We start from the raw sequence: 18,013 nt of genomic DNA on the forward strand, positions 1-18,013 counted from the left end.
ACCATGCCCTGGAAGGAGTGCGCACCCATGGACGAGAAACTGCTCTTCATAGCCGACCACCTGCGCGGTGGTGCGCCGCTGAGCGAGCTGTGCAGGCGCTACGGCATCAGCCGCAAGACGGCCTACAAGTGGGTTGAGCGTTACCGCCAACTGGGCATGGATGGATTGCAAGAACGCAGTCGCAGGCCCCACGGGAACAATCAGGCGATCAGCTATGCACAGCGCCGGGCCATCATTGAGCTGCGCACGCAGCAAAGGTCACAGATGGGGCCCAAGAAGCTGCACGCTTTGCTCCTGCAGCGCTGGGGCCCACAGGAGACACCCAGCAAAACCACCATCTACAACGTGCTGAAGGCTGAGGGGCTTGTTTGCAGCAGGCGTGTACGCAGACGCTCGGTGCCTACGGCCCAGCCCTTGCGAACGAGCAAGCAGCCCAATGGGGTGTGGAGTGCAGACTACAAAGGCCAGTTCAAGACAGCCGATGGTCACTGGTGCTATCCATTGACCATCATGGACCACGCCAGCCGTTATTTGCTGGCCGTGCATGTCTACGACAGCCCCAACTACGAGGATGCCAAACGCAGCTTCGAACAGGTGTTTCGGCAATACGGACTGCCCGAGCGCATACGCAGTGACAACGGTCCGCCGTTCGCGACTACTGGCGTGGCGGGCCTGTCACGCCTGGCGATATGGTGGATAAGGCTGGGCATCAGGCCGGAGCGCATCGAGAGGGGCAAGCCACAGCAAAACGGTCGCCACGAGCGGATGCACCGCACGCTCAAGCATGCCCTGGGCAAAGAGCCTGCGGCGGACAAAGCGGCATTGCAGATGCAGCTCGATGCCTTTGTGGAGCACTACAACCAGCAGCGCCCGCATGAGGCCTTGCAGCAAAGCATGCCGGCCCAGCATTACAGCGACTCGACCAGGCCATACCCCTCAAAGCTACCCGAGCTGCAGTACCCGAAGCATTGGGAAAGGGTTCGGGTCAGCCACAACGGCTTGATCTACTGGCGAGCGCTGCGGGTCTACATAGGCTACCTGCTGGCGGGGCAGTGGATCGGGATGCAGGAGGTGGCCGCTGGCCAGTGGGATGTGTATCTGGGGCCGGTGCGACTGGGCTGCTTCAACGAAGAGGATGTGCGAGGACCGCAGAAGGACTATGTGAGCTTGAAGTGTTACCCATGTCTGTGAGCTGAGTTGTTACCCATGTCCTTGACACGTACACCCAAATGCCCGCGACCCCTGCGCTTCGCTCCGGGGCAACCTGCGTCGTGGCGGTTGCGGGGTTCGCTGCGGAACTCGCTTTGCGCTTCGCGCGCCGCTCAGACAACCGCAGCGAGTCAGGTCACGAAGCAGTCCTGTCCTTCGGCAGGACTGCAACCCCGCAACCACCACGCCGCAGGCGCTGACATACGGGAGGTGGTGCGGGCCTTCGCTTCGCTCGGCCCCGGTTTGAAGCCGAGCGGAGCGATGGCGCCGGCTGTTGGCTGTTGGCTGTTGGCTGTTGGCTGTTGGCTGTTGGCTGTTGGCTGTTGGCTGTTGGCTGTTGGCTGTTGGCTGTTGGCTGTTGGCTGTTGGCTGTTGGCTGTTGGCTGTTGGCTGTTGGCTGTTCCCCAGCCTCCCCCTTCTGCCCACGCCTGCGTTGGGCGGGATGCGGGGTGGCAGCCCTGCCGAAGGACAGGGCTGCTTCGTTGTCTAGCTTGCCGCAGTTGTTTGAACGGATTGCGCCGCAGGCGCAAGGAGTGAGTTCTGCGGCACACCCCGCATCCCGCCCAACGCAGGTCGCCCGCAGCGAAGCGAAGGGTCGTGGGCAGTTTGGGGCGCGCTTCTTTGCCCCGCTTTCTTGTCGCGCGACAAGAAAGCGGGTCGGCCGCCGGGCCGAACCACGGCCTCGAAAAACAACCACCCGGCAGGGTCAAAAAAAGACCCACCAGCAAACCAGCAAAAAAGGCGCCACCAGCATCCCGCCAGCAGCGCCTTCCTCAGTCAATCATCAGACCGAAATCAGCGAACGGTATCGCCCAGAACAAGCCCTTCACGGCGTGGATCAGCCCCACCTTCCAGCTGCGCCTGCCCATTGCGCTGCACCCGCAAGATGGTGCCGATGCCGCTGGACTGCGCACTGATGGACACCACATGGCCCAGGGCACGCAGGCCGCTGACCAGCGGATCGTCGTTGCCGCCATTGGCCGTGTTGATGTTGGGGTGCTCGCCGCCCACGTTGGTGGTCGGGCTGTTGGCCGCGCCGAAGTCCACCATCGACGTGGCCTGCTGCGCATCCAGACCCCAGTCCAGCGCGCCGACCAGGGTCTTGGTCACGTACTGGATGATGGTGCTGCCGCCCGGCGAGCCGGTGGCCATCTTGAAGTCGCCGGCGGTGCCGTCGGTCTTCAGGTCGAACACCAGCGTGGGCGCCATGGAGCTGCGCGGGCGCTTGCCCGGCTGCACGCGGTTGGCGACCGGGCCGTCGGCGGTGCTGGGGATGGCAGCGAAGTCGGTCAGCTGGTTGTTGAGCACGAAGCCGCGCGTGACGTGGAAGGACCCCATGCTGGACTCCACCGTGGTCGTCATGCTCAGTGCGTTGCCCTTGGCATCGACGATGCTCATGTGCGTGGTGCCGGCCTCCTTGACGTCGACCACGCCCTGCGAAGGCGTGCCGAAGTTGCCTGCCTGGGCCGTGCCCATGCTCTTGGTCGTGGAGATGAGGGCGGCGCGCTGGCGCAGGTAGCTCTTGTCCAGCATCAGGGCCGGCGAGCCGCCGGGCAGGGGCACGAAGTCGGTGTCGGCCACGTATTTGTCACGGTCGGCATAGGCCAGGCGCAGGGCTTCGCTGACCAGGTGCACGCCCATCACCGAAGGCTTGCCGCCCTCGCCATCGATGGCCGTGGGCGCATAGGCCTTGAGGTCGAAGTTTTCCAGAATGCCCATGGCCTGTGCCACGGCGATGCCGCCGGACGACGGCGGCGGCATGCTACAGACCATGTAGCGCGCGCGGTAGGTGGTGCAGACGGCCTCGCGGCGCTTGGCCTCGTAGCTGGCCAGATCCTGCAGCGTGGTCTTGCCGGGGGTGATGGGTGCGCCGTCCGAGACGGTCTGCGTCACGCCCACCTTGCTGACGATGGCCTGGGCCAGGTCGCCACGGTAGAAGGCGTCGGCGCCGCCATTGGCGATGCTGCGCAGCGTGTCGGCATAGGGCTGGTTGACGAACTTGGCGCCCAGCGCCAGCGGCTTGCCCTGGGCATCGAAGTACAGCTTGGCGGCATCGGCGTCGCGCGCCAGTTCCACCTTGGAGCCGTCCAGCGCCGCAGCCATGCGGCCGCTGATGGGAAAGCCCTTGCTGGCCAGGTCGATGCCCGAATTGAACAGCTGGGGCCACGCGGTCTTGCCGTAGTCCTTGTGCGCGAGTTCCAGCATGCGCAGCACGCCCGGCGTGCCGATGGAGCGGCCACTGGCGCGCGCCGAGGGCTTGGGCGCGGTCTGGTCGGCGGTGTCGTCCACGTAGCGCAGGTAGTTTTCCGTGGCGGCGGCCGGCGCGGTCTCTCGGCCGTCATAGGCCACGACCTTGCCCGTGGCTGCATCGCGGTAGAGCATGAAGGCGCCACCGCCGATGCCGCTGGACTGCGGCTCCACCAGGCCCAGCACCATCTGCACGGCCACGGCCGCATCCACGGCCGAGCCGCCGGACTTGAGCACCTCGCAACCGGCCTTGGACGCCAGCGGGTTGGCCGTGACCACCATGTACTTGGAGGTGTGCAGGGCCTTCTTGCCCAGGCGGTAGCCCGACGAGGGTTCGGGGGCGGCCGGATCACCGGGCAGGCCCGAGCCCACGACCACGCTGCCATCGCCCGAGGTGATGGCACAGGCGGCCAGGTCGTCCTGGCCCGATCCGCCATTGCCGCCGCCTCCGCACGATGCGAGGAACAGCGGCGTGGCGGCCGCAAGGCCGATCCACTGCCATGCAGGCAGGCGTTGCCTGGAAGGGGGTTGCTTCATGAAATGTCTCCTTGTGGTGCGTGGAATGCGTTGATCTTGTTCACCTGGGGCAGCACCCGCCCGCAGGCTTGCCGCGAGCTTACATCCGTTCCACCACCACTTCGCGCAGATGCAGCCACGGGGTTCGGGACGTCCGTCCAGCACCGAGCGACTCAGCAGGTAAGCAAACTTCATACCAAGCGTGTGCACTGTTTTCGATTCACCTGGGCGAAGGCATGACAACGCCCTTGGGGTCAACGCGCAAACTCGCGGTAGCCGATGACCTCGTTCATGCCGATGCCCATAAAGCCCTCGGTGCACAGCCACCGGCTGTAAGAGACACCAGCGCACGGCCGCCTCGGAGGTACTACCGGCAGCGGTCACGGCCAGCAAGCGGGCATCGCAGACCCGGTCCTCCCGCTCGAACTGCACGCGGTAGCGCCTGCAGGCCTCTGGCTGAAGCCGCAGATACACGAGCCCGCAGCAAACGAAGAAGCTCGTAATGCCGCCCCCGGGACCCCTTGGGCTTCCGCACAAACACTACGCAAGTCACTTGGTTGGTGAAGCACTACTTTTCTTGGTGGCCGTGAGCATTGCCGCTCTCAAATAAAACCAGATACATGAGAGCACCAAAAAATTCAGGAAGCCAGAATTTCCTTTTGAACTAATCAAGAGAAAAATACAAAGCACAATGGCTCCCGGCAATAATCCAGCCATCACACCGACCAACACGCATTTCCAGCCCGAAGAATTGTGGACGATATCCATATATTCCGAAGCCACACGAAATCCGTGGACCCATGAATAATACAAAACTCCCATAGCGATGGGGCCAAAAATATCTGAATCAAACATCGATCAGCACTCCCATTTTCAAATCATTTCAAGCTCTTGCCACCTCGCGGATGTTCTTGATAACTGACTGATATATATTAATATACCAAATTACAAACAAAACAACTCCAACCCCGACCTCTTCTTTTATAATCACTTGCTCCGTATTTACCCCTTTTTGCGATGAATAAAAAATATACACATAGAAAATCAATGCAATGGGAAAAATAAAAAACATATGTCTAATCAACACCACAAGACTGATGCTGAGAAATCTCGCAGCAAAATCCACACCAGAAGCCCCCCCATTGGCACGATAAGAAAATATAGCCCCCCATAAAACAATAGAAATACCAAAAAAAGAGTTGATATAGTCCCAGACTCCCACGTATTCAGGAGAACTATAGCGAGTAACTTCCACAGCAACAGCGTTCAATAAAACGAAAATCAGGACATAACCAAATACCTGTCCTTCTGATAGCTCTCGACGAATTAAGGCATTCTTTAGTTCTTTTATTTTCCAGAAAAACATAAATCCTCCATTTATATTTTATCAATCAAAAATCTTAAACAGCGATTCAGTCTCAACAACTCCTTTCGGTGAAAATTCCTTTCGCGAGCATAAAACACGGCTTTAAATTTCAAAATGAAGCGTACCAGGGAAATTGTCAGCTCTCATGACTCTATACTTCTAGAGAATATCGTCATCCCAAAACTTTCCAGGATCAGCATACTGACCATTCTTTACGACAGCACACCACCCGAATGATCTGTAGAACATCTTCAAATCCACAATCTGATAAATATCATTCTCTTCTCTCATTAAAGTTATGAGGCTTCGTGCACTATGGGTATATTCCCCACCTCCAGATGCCACAGCTCTTCGCTCCAATTCATCTCTATCCCATCCATAAACGATGCCACTCACATCAGGAACAGTATCAAAGAAAATAACCTCGAATTCATTGGATATTCTGACGAGACAGGGAATCTGTTTTTGCTTAAGCAAATCTACAGTTATCAAATTCTGGGGGAATCTTATATGCAACTTCATTAAACCACCTTTGAATCAACGACCTGACCTGAGAGAATTTTTTGCACGTTTTCCAACGTGGCTTTTTACTTTCAATCCTCATTGTGTTTCACGCACAGTCCAGGATAATGGCTATATCACTCGTGCTGATATGGGCATTGATATAGCTGAGTTTCTTGCCGCCTGCTTATTCCACTTCCACCCTACAAACAAACCAGAAGCACTTAGATTTACAGCACACAGGAACAGCAAGACAAGCAGAACGCGGGTGATATAAACGGAAGTCCTGACCTGTGAATACTCTATACGGCCTACAGCCCAGGCGGACGAGGACAGATCAGCGGCGTGGCAGGTACTTCCCTGGGCTCATCAGGCCTGCTGATATCCACGATACGCAACCCGCACTTGCGCATGCCAGCCCAGACAAAATCCACACGGTAGACGCCATCAGCAGTGGGAGTGAACCGCTTGGTTACCGGCCCACAGGAACCTCTGCTGTACTGGTCTTGCCAGGAGGAAAAGCCTTTGACCTGCACTGGCGCATCTGCAGGCACTGCAGCCTCTCGCACGGTTGGTACGCCGCTGAGCTTGTTGCTCAACGCAGCAATCCAGGGCAGCAGCACGCCCTCGCCTCCATCGCGGACAGATCCTGCGAATTCAAAGCCTTCGCACGCCGTGGTGGCGGAACTGATGGAGAAGCTTGCCGACATGGGCATGCCTGTGGAGCGGAGATGCAATGTGGCGTCTTTGGGCTGTGGCGTGTAGTTGCGGCGAGGTTCGATGGCGCAACCGGCCAGCGCAACGGAAAGACATAGGATCAAAAAAGAACGGTCGTCTTTCATGAGATTAATTCGAATTTACTCAAAGCAAATTAAATCAAATCTTGCCTTTATCCAAATCTTTGACCCAATCTGGCAAATCCTCATCAACAACCTCCACCAAAGAAAAATTCTCCAATATTTGGTGCCATCCAGATGTTTGATAAAAAAATCTAAGATCAGATATTTCATAAATATCTTGCGATACCTCTATCAAACTAATCTCCGCAAAAGAATTATGTGTATGTACCCCACCTCCATATGATGGAGCTCTAAGATTTATTTCCTCTTTAGAGAAATCTTTCACAGTGCCTACTGCCTCAGGCAATGGAGAAAAAAATTCCACAGAAAAATCATTGCCTTTTATTTTACAAATGCAAGGAATATTTTTATTTTTAATAAAATACTCAAACCAACCATTTTTCTCAAATTTAATACATAGCCTCATAATTTATCAAAGAGAAATTCTCCAAAAATTTCATGCAATCGGAATATCCATAAAATAATTAACTCCTATCTTTATCTAACTCCCTAGCCCAATCTGGATAATATCTATCTTCTTCTTTATTTTTTTCAGCCAACATAGAATTCTCAACAATGTTTATCCAGCCATATATTTCATCAAAGAATTTCATATCAATGACCTCAAATGAATTATCAAATAAATAATTCAAACTAATCTCACCAAAACAATAGTGAGTATATTCACCACCTGCAGACGCAGAATATCTATCACATATATCTTGCAGATTAAAATCTTGGATAGATCCAATAGCCGCCATCAACGGCCTGGAGAATTCCACGGTAAAAATCCGCCCTTTTATTCTACAAATACATGGAATAAATTTATTCTTAACGATGCTCTCTGTAAAAAAATTTTTCTCAAATTCAATATTTAAAATCATTTAAATCACCTTTTCCTAGGAACAATAACATCGCCAGAAAATACCTTATTAAAACTATCAATTGGGCTGAAATATTGCTTTCCAGATGACAAAGGATCTCGTATTGCCACCACCTTTTGCCCGGTATTTGTAGTAGTCACACCATCTACAACAACAAAATGCGAGAATCCTGTTTCATTATTTGCGATTCTAACAATAACTGGAGTTCCGTTAGCTGTGTATTTTGCCAAATCATCAGTGTTTCTATTACCCCATGAGACGGCATCCACGCCATTAGCCCGCAAGATAGTTGCAGCCACCTCCGGCTTAATACCATTTGTTTCGGCAGGGAATCTCTGAATAATTCCCGGAACATCGACCGGTTTGCCTAGGGTATCTAAAACCATACCACATGAGTTATGCCCACATGTCACAGTTCCTTCACCTTGACCATATACTGCCCGATCTCCATTTCTTGGAAGTGCATCGTCCAGTAAAGGATTACGAGCCTGCCCATTTCCTCCTAGATTTCCAGTACCTTCCGTTCCGTTGGTAACAGATGTTCTTCTCAATTTTCCGATAAGGGCAGTACCGCTCATCAGAACATCAGCAAACTCATTTCCGTTTGATGCCGCCTGCAGTTGCTTGTACGCACTCCAATACTTTGGATCATCGGTTTTGCCATACAAGTACAGCAAATTATCCTGACCCAACACAGCCAGCTGCTTGATATTGTTGTCTGCTGCGCTGATCTGCCCCATCAGGTCAGCTCTGCGCTGAGGATCTGCAGTGGCCCCCAATTGCTGGTATAGCTGATCCTTGTACTTGGCAAGCTCTGTCACCACTGTGCCAAGGTCTTCTTGAATCTCCAGGTTCTGATCCACCGTCGCTGGAGCCAAACCTTTACGGATATCTTCATTGCGTTTAGCAGAACGCGCGTCCAGCTTGCTTACCTCGCCGCACGCCGCCTTGTCGCCCTTCTGGCAGGCGCTCTCACTCTTAGCCCGTTCCGTGAGCTCCTTGTGGTTGAGGAAGTTGTTCAGCGTGGCATTGGTCGAAGCCGCTGCCCCTGCTGCTCCACCGGCCACGGCCCCCACGGCCGTTCCAGCCACGGCGACCAGGGTGTTTCGCGCACCTTCGTCAACGCCCAACTCCTTCAAGGTTTCGTCCAGATGCGCAACAGCCACCTGGCTCAGGCCCGCGCCGGCAGCTCCTGCCAATCCCCCGCCCGCTGCACCAACCAATGCGTGCAGCGCGACTCGGCCGGCCCCACCTTCTTTCCATTTCTCGATTTCCGCCTCATCACCGTTGGCCATCGCCTCCTTGAGCTTGCTGTCGGCAAAGTCCCCCACCGCCTTGCTCGCACGTGAACCAAACTCCCGCGTGATCTCGATCTGCGCATTGACGTTCTCGCGCACCTTGTCCTTGTCGAAGATGGGCTTGAGGCCCGTCTCCTTGTCCCCCGTGCGCGCGCCGCTGTCACCCGCCACGCCGCTGATGCCTGCCTTGGTGGTGCTGCTGGCATTGCCGCTGTCGCTGCCCACGCCGGCACTGCCGCCCGTCAGGCCTTTACCTGTGTCGAGTGCGGCCTTTTTTTGTTCTTCCGTCTTGGCTGTGCTCTGGTCACCTGCCTGGAAGCCCACGCTGCCGCCTGCGCTCCAGCCGCTGGCGTCATATTCCGCATGGTTTTCAATGTCGCTGGTGGTCAGCTTGCCGCCGGTTTCAAAGCGGTTCTTGCCGTCGTCCATCGCCACCTGGGTGCTGGTGATGGCGCCGCCCTTGAGCGTGTTGTCGCCCTTGACCTTGACGTCAAAGCCACCGTCGCCAGCGCGGATGCCGCTTTGCTCGACCACGCTCTGGTAGTCGCTGTCGATGCGCGTTCGCCCGGCGCTGCCGCCCACGCTGGAGGCGCCGTAGCACAGGGGAGGCACGCACAGGCTGACGTTGAGGCCTGCGCTGCTGCTTTTCTCGTTGTAGGTGCTCTTGTCCTGCAGGCTTTCGATGGCGAGGTTGCCGCCTATGTCGGCCTTGACCGTGTCGGCCACGATGGTGGCGCCCTTGAGCGTGGTGTCGCCGCCGCTTTGCACGCTGGCCGTGCCGCCTGCCTTGATGTGGGTGTTGGTGTGGCTGAGGCTTTCACCGCTGCCACTGCCCTTGCCCTGGCTGAGCCCCACATTGACGCTGAAGCCGTTCTTGCTGCCCAGCGTGAAGGCCACGCCCACGCTGGCCGAGCTGCTGCTTTGGCTGTTTTGCTCGGCAAAGCGGTTTTCTGCCGCTTCCAGGACGATGTTGCCCTTGTCCGCAGCCAGGCGTACGTCCTTGCCGGCTTCCACGCTGCTGCCGCGCACGTGGACGTCACCCTGGGTGGCCGTGATGCTGACGTTGCCGTCGGCCTTGACCAGGGAGCCTACGGCGCTGTTGACCTGGTACTCGCTGGTGCTGCGGCTGGAGCTTTTGCCCAGGCTGAGGCTGATGCCTACGCTGGTGGCACTGCTGGGGTCTGCGATGAGCTGGCTGGCTTTGCCATAGGTTTCATAGGCCGCCATGCCGGCAGCGGCCGCACCCAGGGCCTGCATGCGGGCATCGCTGGTGTTGCCGGTGGCCCCGGCAATGCGGGCGACCGTCTCGCCGCCTTGCACGACATTGACCACGGGGTTGCTGATGCTGACGCTCAGCCCGCTCTGTTTGGCCCGCATCTCGAACTTGTCGCGCTCGAGCTCGCGCGCCTCGTTGATCTCAACGCTCTTGCCGACGATGTTCACATCGCCCTGCGCCAGCACGGCCGAGCCCGTCTGGCGGTACTGGTTGCCGGCCACGATGGAGGCGTTGCCGCCCTGCGCCTGCACGCTGGAGCCGGCCGCGCGCACGCTTTCGTTGCTGCGGTCGATGGTGACGGACTTGGAGCCCAGCGTGATGCCGAAGCCGCCGCCGCTGAACAGGCCCGATTTCTTGGTCTGGCTGTGGCTGGTGGCGGCGGCGCTGTCCTGGCCCGCCAGCAGTTGCACGTCGCGCCCGGCCACCAGGCCCACGTCGCCCTGGCCCACCACGTGCGAGCCGGTCACACTGATGTCGCGCCCGGCCTGCAGGTAGATGTTGTTGGCACTGAGCACGCTGCCTTCGCTGAGGCTGCTGGCGCCTTCCTCCACGGTGTGCGTGCTCTTCTTGCTCAGGAAGCCGCTTTTCTTGCTGTAGGTTTCCTCGAAGCGGCCGTGCTCGGTCTGCTTGTCCTGCAGGTTGACGTCGCGGCTGGCGATGAGGCTGGCGTCGCCCTTAGCGGTGACGGTGGCGCCCTTGAGGGTGATGTCGCCCTTGCCTGCGTCGGCCTTGCCGTTCGCCACGATGCTCAGGTTGCGGCCTGCCTCGATCTCACCGCCCGACAGGGATTCGCTGCGTTGGAACAGCGCATGGTCGTAGTTCTTGCGGTGCTCTTCCTCCAGGCTGCTGGACTTGTCCACCAGGGCTTCGACGCGCACGCTGGCGCCTTGCACCAGAACGTCCTCACCGGCCTTGATGTGCGAGCCCAGGGCCACCACGTCGCCCTTGGCCCGCAGCGTGACGCTGCCTTCGCCGCCGTCGATGGTGGTGCCGGTGTGGGTCAGGGTGTCGGTGCGCCGCTGGGTTTCGCCGATCTTGATGCGGATCTCTGGGTCGGTGAGGTTGTTGTCCGCGTCGTAGTGCTGGGTGACGAGGATCTGGTCCTCTTTGGTGTGCGTGCTTTCGGCCTTGGCGGCGGCGCCCAGGCGGATGTCGCCGTCGGCATACAGGCCCGCGCCCTTCTTGCCCTCGACCTTGCTGGCGACCAGGTCGATGTTGCCGCCCGCGTCCAGCACGATCTTGCCCGCGTCGCTGACGAAGCGGCCATCGGTGGCGGCGATATTGCCGCTGGCCTGCAGGTAGCCGCCGTCATGCGCGACGATGCTGCCGCGGCTGTTGTCGATGTCGCCCTTGAGGGAGGTCAGCAGGGTGCCGGTCTCTATCTTGCCGTCCCGGTTGTCGAGGCCGCCGCCGCTGAGGCTGGTGTAGCCGCCCGCGCGAATGCTGGCGCCGAAGTTGTCTATGCCTTCGGCGGCGCGTATGGCCAGGTTGTTGGTGACTTCGAGCTGGCCCCGGTTGATGAACTGTCCGTTGAGGTTGAGTTCCAGGTCGTTGGCGCTGATGCCGCCGGGCACGATCTGCATCTGCTTCCAGTCGGGCCAGGCCACGCTCTTGCCGCCACCCAGCAGGGCGGCCACGCCGCCTTCGGGCGTGGCCAGTTCAGGGCGCGAGAGGTCCAGCGGCCTGGAGGTCCGGGGCGGCAAGCCTTCGTCGCCCGGGCCCTTGATGTCGCTGCCCTGGCCCTTGGTGTCGCCGGCGCCTATGGTGCCGGGGTCGCCGCCCAGGACCTTGAATTCCCTGGGCGCGTCGGCCTTGTCGGCATCGCCGGTCTTGACGTCGCCCTTGACGGCCTGTCCGTCGGGGCCCTTGGCCACGTCGCCGGGCTTGACCTCGCGGTTGCGGGCTTCCACGACCAGAGGCAGGCCCGTGGCGGGATCAATGCCGGGCCGTACGGTGATGGTGCCGCCATTGATGGTGATGGCATCGCCGACGATGGTGCCGGTATCGGGCCCGACCAGAGTGATGGTGGAGCTGCCGCTGCCAGTGTTCAGGCGCGGCACGCTGCGGGCCAGGCCTTCGACGGTGACGATGTCCCCGTCGGCGTTCTTGCCCTCCCAGGTGATGGTCTGGTTCTTCTTGCGCTGCTCGATGCTGCCGCCACCCACGCTGGCGTCCGAGGCCTCATTGACCAGCGAGCCGTCGAAACCGCCGCCGATGTACAGCTGCGCACGCTGCGCCACGTCGGTGTAGCCGACGACGCGCACTTCCTTGAGCTCGGCCAGCGCGGCCGGGTATTCGGGCACCTCATAGGTGCCGTCGCGCACGTCGGGCTCGCCACTGCCGCTGCGGGTGCCCGTGGCTTCGTTGTGGATGCTGCCTTTGGCGCTGCCGGCGATGGCGACGCTGCCCTGGTTGTGCAGGGTGCCGGTCCAGGCCACGGAGTTGCCGCCATAGGACCAGCTTTCCGAGGCGCCCACGTTGATGCCGCCCACGTTGAGCTGAAGGTGGCCCAGGGCCAGCAGTTCGTTGCCGGTGGCTCCATAGGCGCCGGCCATGGTGAGGGTGGCGTCGCCCAGGCTGCCCACGGTGCCGCCGCTGTTGCTGTAGCCGCCGGACTGGATGTTGAGCTTGCCGCCCGCGACAAGGGTGCCGCCGCTGTTGCTGAAGCCGCCCGTGGTGTTGATGTCGATCTCGCCGGGCGCGCCGCCCTGGCCATAGACCGTGCCCTGGTTGCTGAAGCCCGAGCCCTTGATGCGGATGTCCTGGCCCAGCAGGTTGGCACCGTCGCCGTTGCTGACCGCGCCGCTGGCCTGCAGTTGCAGGCCGCCGCTGGCGGCCACCGTGCCGGTGTTGGCAATGCCGCCGGAGCTGGCGGTGAGCTTCGCATCGCCGCTCTTGGCCAGCAGCGTGCCCTGGTTGTCGATGCTGGCGGCGTTGATGGTGACGCTGCTGCCCTGGATCTGGCCGGTCACCCCTTCGGCCGGGGCGCCATTGCTGAAGGCACCGGCCGATGTGATGTTGACGGCGCCGCCTGCCTGCATCTGCCCGCCCGCGTTCTGCACGGAGGGGCCCGAGATGGTGAGGTCGCCCCCGGCCGAGATGATGCCGGTGCTGGCGCCACCACTGGCGCCTGCGGAAGTGTAGGGGTCGTTGACGCTGCGCGTGTTGTTGAGGCTGCCCTGGATATTGACGCTGCTGCCTGCGCTGACCACGCCCTTGTTGGTCATGCTGCCGACGTTGACAGTGAGCGCACCGCCCGCATGCACGGTGCCCGGGTCCTGGCTGTAGCGCCAGTCTTCGGGGGCGGAGCCCGCGCCGCAGCCGCTGGCCGAGACACAGCTGCGCGATTCGGTCAGCCCGTTGTCGAAGCTGCCGCCCGAGATGCTGAGGGAGCCCGAGGACTGGATCTGTCCATCGTTGCCTATGCTGCTGCCGCTGAGGGTGACGTCGCCGCCCGCCAGGGAGCCGCTGTTGGAGATGGAGCCGCCATAGACGTCGAGCGAGCCGCTGGCACCTATGCTGCCGCTGTTGCTCAGGCTGCCATCTATGCCCACGCTGGAGCCGGAGATGCTGCCCGAGTTGCCGGTGGCGCCCAGGGAGATGCCCTGCGCACCGATCTGGCCGCTGTTGTCCACGGCGGCCATGGTGATGGTGCTGGCGGCAATGTTGCCGCTGTTGCTGGTGCTGCCCGAGACGCCCAGGCTGCCCTGGGCATAGACGCTGCCGCCCTGGTTGCCCAGCGCGCCGTTGATGGTGATGTCGTCGGCCACGACGCTGCCGCTGCTCGACAGAGTGCCGCCGTGCGTGAGGTTGCCGCCCGCCTGGATGGTGCCCTGGCTACTGGTGCCGCCTGCCGCCTGCAGCGCCATGTCCTGCCCGGCGCTGAATTTGCCCTGGCTGCCCAGGCGCGTGGCGCCCCCAGCCTGGACGGTGAGCTTGCCCGGTGTGACGATGCCGCCGGCCCTGGCCAGGTTGCTGTCGATGTTGCGCGCACGGATGGAGATGTCCTGCTGCGACTGGATCAGGCCTTCGTTGGAGAGATCGCCGCCGGTGTCGATGTCCACCGCCTTGGCGAAGGTCATGTCGCCCCGGTTGCGGATGGCACCGTTGTCCGCCTTGAGCCGGGCCTCGCCCAGGAAGAGGCTGTTGCCTTCAAAGCCCAGGTTCTGCGCCGCATGGGCGTCGAAGTCGCCGGCCACGTCGAGGTTGCCGCCAAAGCTGATGCTGCCAGCCTCGCTGCGGGCGGTGAGCCGGCCTTGCGCGACGGTGGCACCGCCAATGGCAATGTCACCCCGGGACTTCAGTCCCAGGTCCTGTTCGGCAGAGACCTTGCCTGCGATGGCAATGGCGCCGCCGGAGCTGGCAAGCTCACCCTTGCGCAGTTGCAGGTCGCCGCCCACGCGCACGCCGTCCGAGCCCTGCAGGCGCGCATCGCCCAGCGTGGCGAGGCCGCCGCCCACGTCGATGGCACCGGCCTTGGCCTCGATGTCCATGCCGTCGTTGACGCGCAGCTCCTTGCCCACGGCGAAGCCCTGGCCGGCGCTGGCATCCAGCCTGCCGGTGACGCGCATCTGCCCGCCCGCCTTGCCGCCCGAAGTCTCGCCGTAGCTTTGGCCCGCACCGCTTTGCAGGCGTGCATCGCCCAGCACCAGGGTGTCGCCGGCCACGGCAATGCGTCCGCCGGCATTCGCGGCCAAGCCCTGGCCGAAGGCTGCATCTGCACCCACGGTGATGTCCGCGCCAGCGGCGATGTCGACCGGTCCCTGGACGGTGGCCGCGCCTGCCACCTCGTGGCTGCCTCCCGCGCGGGCCTGGTAGGCGCCGCCGGTCTCCAGGCTTTGCAGGCGGATGTTGCCGCCCGCGTCGATCACGGCAGCCTGGCCGTCGGCCGTGCCGGCCACCACCTTGCCGGCCTCGGCATCGGTGCCGGCCTTGAGGCTCAGCGCCCCCGGCGTGGCCACCGTGCCGGTGACCGAGATGGCGCCCGTGCGCGCCGTGGCGTCGATGCCGGCGCCCATCAAGTCGCCCTGGATGCGCAAGGCATCGTCGGCGCGCAGCGTGGCCTGGCCCTGCGCCAGCACGCTGCGGGTGTGGACGGATGCGGCCGCAACGTCAAGATCGGCGCCGGCCTGCAGGCGTTCGGCCTTGAGGGCCTGTGCCGACCGGATGTCCATGGTACCCATGGCCGCGATGTCGCCCGCCACCGTGATGTCACGGCCTGCGCGCAGTTGCAGGTTCTCGCCGGAAAGCACGGGCCCCTGGACGTCGATCTGGCCTGCGGACAGGGCGGTGATGCCCCGGTTGGCGACCAGTTGGCCCCGGCTGGCGATGCCGCCGTCACCCGCTTCCAAGCGCAGATCGCCGCCGGCCTGCAGGCCCTTGTCCAGGCTGATGGAGCTGCCTGACAGCGCCACGTCGCGCCCGGCATAGGCATCGCCGCGCACGGTGGCATCACCCTTGGCGGCAATGCGCGCATCGCGCCCGGCATGCAGTGTTCCATCGACGAGCACATTGCCCGCCGCAGTCACGCCGGCATCGCGCCCGGCCAGCAGGTTGCCCGTTGCAATGCTGCCCGTCGAGGATTCCAGGCGCACGTCGCGCGCGGCCTGCGCCTGCTCCAGGGCGATGTTGCCCTGGCTGCGGATGTCGAGGTCTTCGTTGGTGAGGATGGACTTGGCGGTGATGCCTTCGGCGCCGGCGCTCAGGGTGGTGCTGCCTGCCGAGCGCAAGTCGCCTCCCAGCTGGAGCTTCTGGCCTGCCTTCATGTTGACGGCGCCCTGGGACAGCACATCGCCGGCGATGCGGATATTGCGGCCCTCGACGGACAGGCCCGCAGCCTCCATGCCCTTGTCGGCGGAGAAGTCGCCGCCCGCACTCCATTGCTGGGAACCGGCCGAGCCCACCTGCCCGCCCAGGCGGATGTCCCCGCCCGCCTTGCCCGTGATGCCGCCGCCCGCAAGGATGTCGCCGTGCGCCGTGAGATTGCCTGCGGCATTGAAGCTGGCCTTGCCGCCCGATGTGACCGGGCCGGCCATGGTCAGGTCGCCACCTGCGCTCAGGCCCAGGTCGCGCCCGGCAGTGATGGCGCCGTCGAACCGGGCGTCGCCCCCGCTGGAAAGATTCGCGCTGCCCGTGACACTGACATCGCCACGCGCATGCAGGGAGTCGCCGACGCGCAGGTTCAGGTCGCCGCCGATGGACAGGCCTTTTTCCGCGCTGCCGAGATCGACCCTGCTGGCGTCCACATTGGTCTCGCCGGCCGAGATGTCACCGTTGATGCCCACGGTGCCCGCCTCCATGCTCAGCGACTGGCCCACGTGGGCACTGCCGATGAGGTCAACCGATCGAACACCGTCGAGCTGGAAGTTCTCGCCAACGACGCTGCGTCCCGTGACGTCGATGGTATCGGCCGAAACCTTGGCGCTGCGGTTGACCTGCAACTGCCCCGACAGCAACGCACCTTGGCCGGCCCGCATGTCCAGGCTGCCCGCGACTGCGGTGACGCCGCCCAGCGACGCACCTTCGCCCGCGTCGATGGCCAGGTCGCCACCCACCAGCAGCTTGCCGGTCTGGTGGACGTTTTTGCCACCCAGTGTGGTGGCGCCCGCAACCTGCACGGTGCTTGCGCCAGAACCCATCTGCAGGTCGCCACCCGCACGCGCCTGCAGGCTGCCGGCGGTCACGAGATCGCCGCTCACGGCGATGCCGCCCTGCGCGCTTTGCAGCCGGATGTCGCCCTGCGCCTGAACGGGTCCGTTGAACTGCATGCCATCGCGGCCGCTGACCTGCAGTTGCTTGCCCGCAGAGACTTCTCCAGCAACGCTGACATAGCCATCGCTGTCGATGCGGATGTCCCGTGCCGATGCCAGGGAACCCGTGCTGACGCGGCCGGCGCTCTGGATCTCCACGTCGCGCTGGTAGGCCAGAAGCGGGCCCTGCAGGTTGACGCCCATGCCGGCATCGGTGGAGATGACACGGATCTGGCCTGCGGTCATGGCACCGAGGGCCGTGGCATCGATGGCCAGAGCCCGGCCCGACTGCACCGGAGCCGGGGTCTGCGGGGACTGCGGCGATTCGGAAGCGGCACGCGCGGATCCCGGCATGGCGGGCGTCTTGCCTGCCGTCAGGTTGATGCTGGAGATGTCCTGGTTCAGGTAGTGGGCGCGCAGGGGAGCGTCGATGCTCAGCGTCTCGCCGATCAGGTCCAGCTGTCCCACCGTGCCTTCGATGCCCGAGCCGCGCACTTCGATGCGGCCACCGGTCACGTCGAAGCCCTGTTTTTTGGCATCCTGGAACGTGCTGCCCAGCCCCCCGGCATCCAGCCAGGTGGGCCGGCCCGTGCTCAGGGTAAGCCTGGGCGTATTGACCACGCCACAGCCATCGCAGGTGATGCCGTTGGGATTGGCGATGATGACGGTGGCGGGCGTTCCGAAGACTTCCACCGTGCCCCGCATCTGGCTGGGTGTTCCGGTGACGGTGACCTCGTTGACGATGGTGTTGGCCGCGCGCCCGCCAGACAGATTGGGATTGGCAGCCGCCGTGCCGCCCAGCAACGGCGTGCCACCGATGAGGCTGTTGTTGAGAACGACACCGGACGTTGGCACATCGAAGCGCTCGTACTGGTTGAGCGAGGTTCCGGCCGCATTGGGCGCCGTGATGTTGACCAGGGCACCACCACCCGGCAGCGACTGGATGCCCGGCTGGAAGGCCATCGGCGCGCGCGGGTCGGCAATGGGCCCGCCGAAGGGACCTGCGATGGCCCCGGCCGGCGGCTGCGGCTGGGCCTGCGCGGTGCCAACCATGACCAGTTGCAGTTGAGTCAGCCAGAAAACAGCGGCCATGAACGCCGCTGTGCGCCGGGCCCACCGAGGGGCGCG

The 18,013-nt window shown here is 61.9% G+C and carries 9 protein-coding genes; 1 reads left to right on the plus strand and 8 read right to left on the minus strand.

From position 1 onward, the window contains the following. Positions 1 to 3: 3 nt before the first annotated feature. Positions 4 to 1,191 carry an IS481 family transposase gene (locus tag U6958_RS29295; RefSeq protein ID WP_012202818.1) on the plus strand — a complete coding sequence of 396 codons (1,188 nt, stop codon included), beginning with the start codon at positions 4 to 6 and terminating at the stop codon, positions 1,189 to 1,191. Between the two features lie 813 nt (positions 1,192 to 2,004). Here U6958_RS29295 and ggt read toward each other — a convergent pair. The 8 genes from ggt to U6958_RS29335 all read right to left on the minus strand — a co-directional run bounded on the left by ggt (position 2,005) and on the right by U6958_RS29335 (position 17,977). Further along, complete coding sequence (gene ggt, locus U6958_RS29300; RefSeq protein ID WP_074924328.1) at positions 2,005 to 3,993, minus strand: gamma-glutamyltransferase; 1,989 nt, start codon at positions 3,991 to 3,993, stop codon at positions 2,005 to 2,007. A 528-nt stretch (positions 3,994 to 4,521) separates the two neighbouring features. Further along, a complete protein-coding gene (locus U6958_RS29305; protein WP_143044719.1) occupies positions 4,522 to 4,827 on the minus strand; it encodes a hypothetical protein in 306 nt (101 codons plus the stop codon). 28 nt (positions 4,828 to 4,855) lie between these two features. Continuing rightward, positions 4,856 to 5,338: a hypothetical protein gene (locus U6958_RS29310; protein WP_143044718.1), complete on the minus strand. Its 483-nt coding sequence runs from the start codon at positions 5,336 to 5,338 to the stop codon at positions 4,856 to 4,858. A gap of 159 nt (positions 5,339 to 5,497) precedes the next feature. After that, on the minus strand, positions 5,498 to 5,860 hold the full coding sequence (locus tag U6958_RS29315; protein WP_074924326.1) for a hypothetical protein: 363 nt from the start codon (positions 5,858 to 5,860) through the stop codon (positions 5,498 to 5,500). A gap of 290 nt (positions 5,861 to 6,150) precedes the next feature. Next, complete coding sequence (locus U6958_RS29320) at positions 6,151 to 6,681, minus strand: hypothetical protein (RefSeq protein ID WP_143044717.1); 531 nt, start codon at positions 6,679 to 6,681, stop codon at positions 6,151 to 6,153. Positions 6,682 to 6,715: 34 nt separating this feature from the next. Beyond that, complete coding sequence (locus U6958_RS29325; protein ID WP_143044716.1) at positions 6,716 to 7,105, minus strand: hypothetical protein; 390 nt, start codon at positions 7,103 to 7,105, stop codon at positions 6,716 to 6,718. Positions 7,106 to 7,163: 58 nt separating this feature from the next. Next, the gene (locus tag U6958_RS29330) at positions 7,164 to 7,562 is read right to left on the minus strand and encodes a hypothetical protein (protein ID WP_143044715.1); all 399 of its coding nucleotides are present in this window, start codon (positions 7,560 to 7,562) and stop codon (positions 7,164 to 7,166) included. 5 nt (positions 7,563 to 7,567) lie between these two features. Continuing rightward, positions 7,568 to 17,977 (minus strand): hemagglutinin repeat-containing protein, encoded by a 10,410-nt coding sequence (locus U6958_RS29335; RefSeq protein WP_167368433.1) that lies wholly within the window; start codon positions 17,975 to 17,977, stop codon positions 7,568 to 7,570. Between the last annotated feature and the right edge of the window lie 36 nt (positions 17,978 to 18,013).

The sequence above is a fragment of the Delftia lacustris genome (genome assembly GCF_040267515.1).
GTDB classification, from domain to species: domain Bacteria; phylum Pseudomonadota; class Gammaproteobacteria; order Burkholderiales; family Burkholderiaceae_C; genus Comamonas; species Comamonas tsuruhatensis.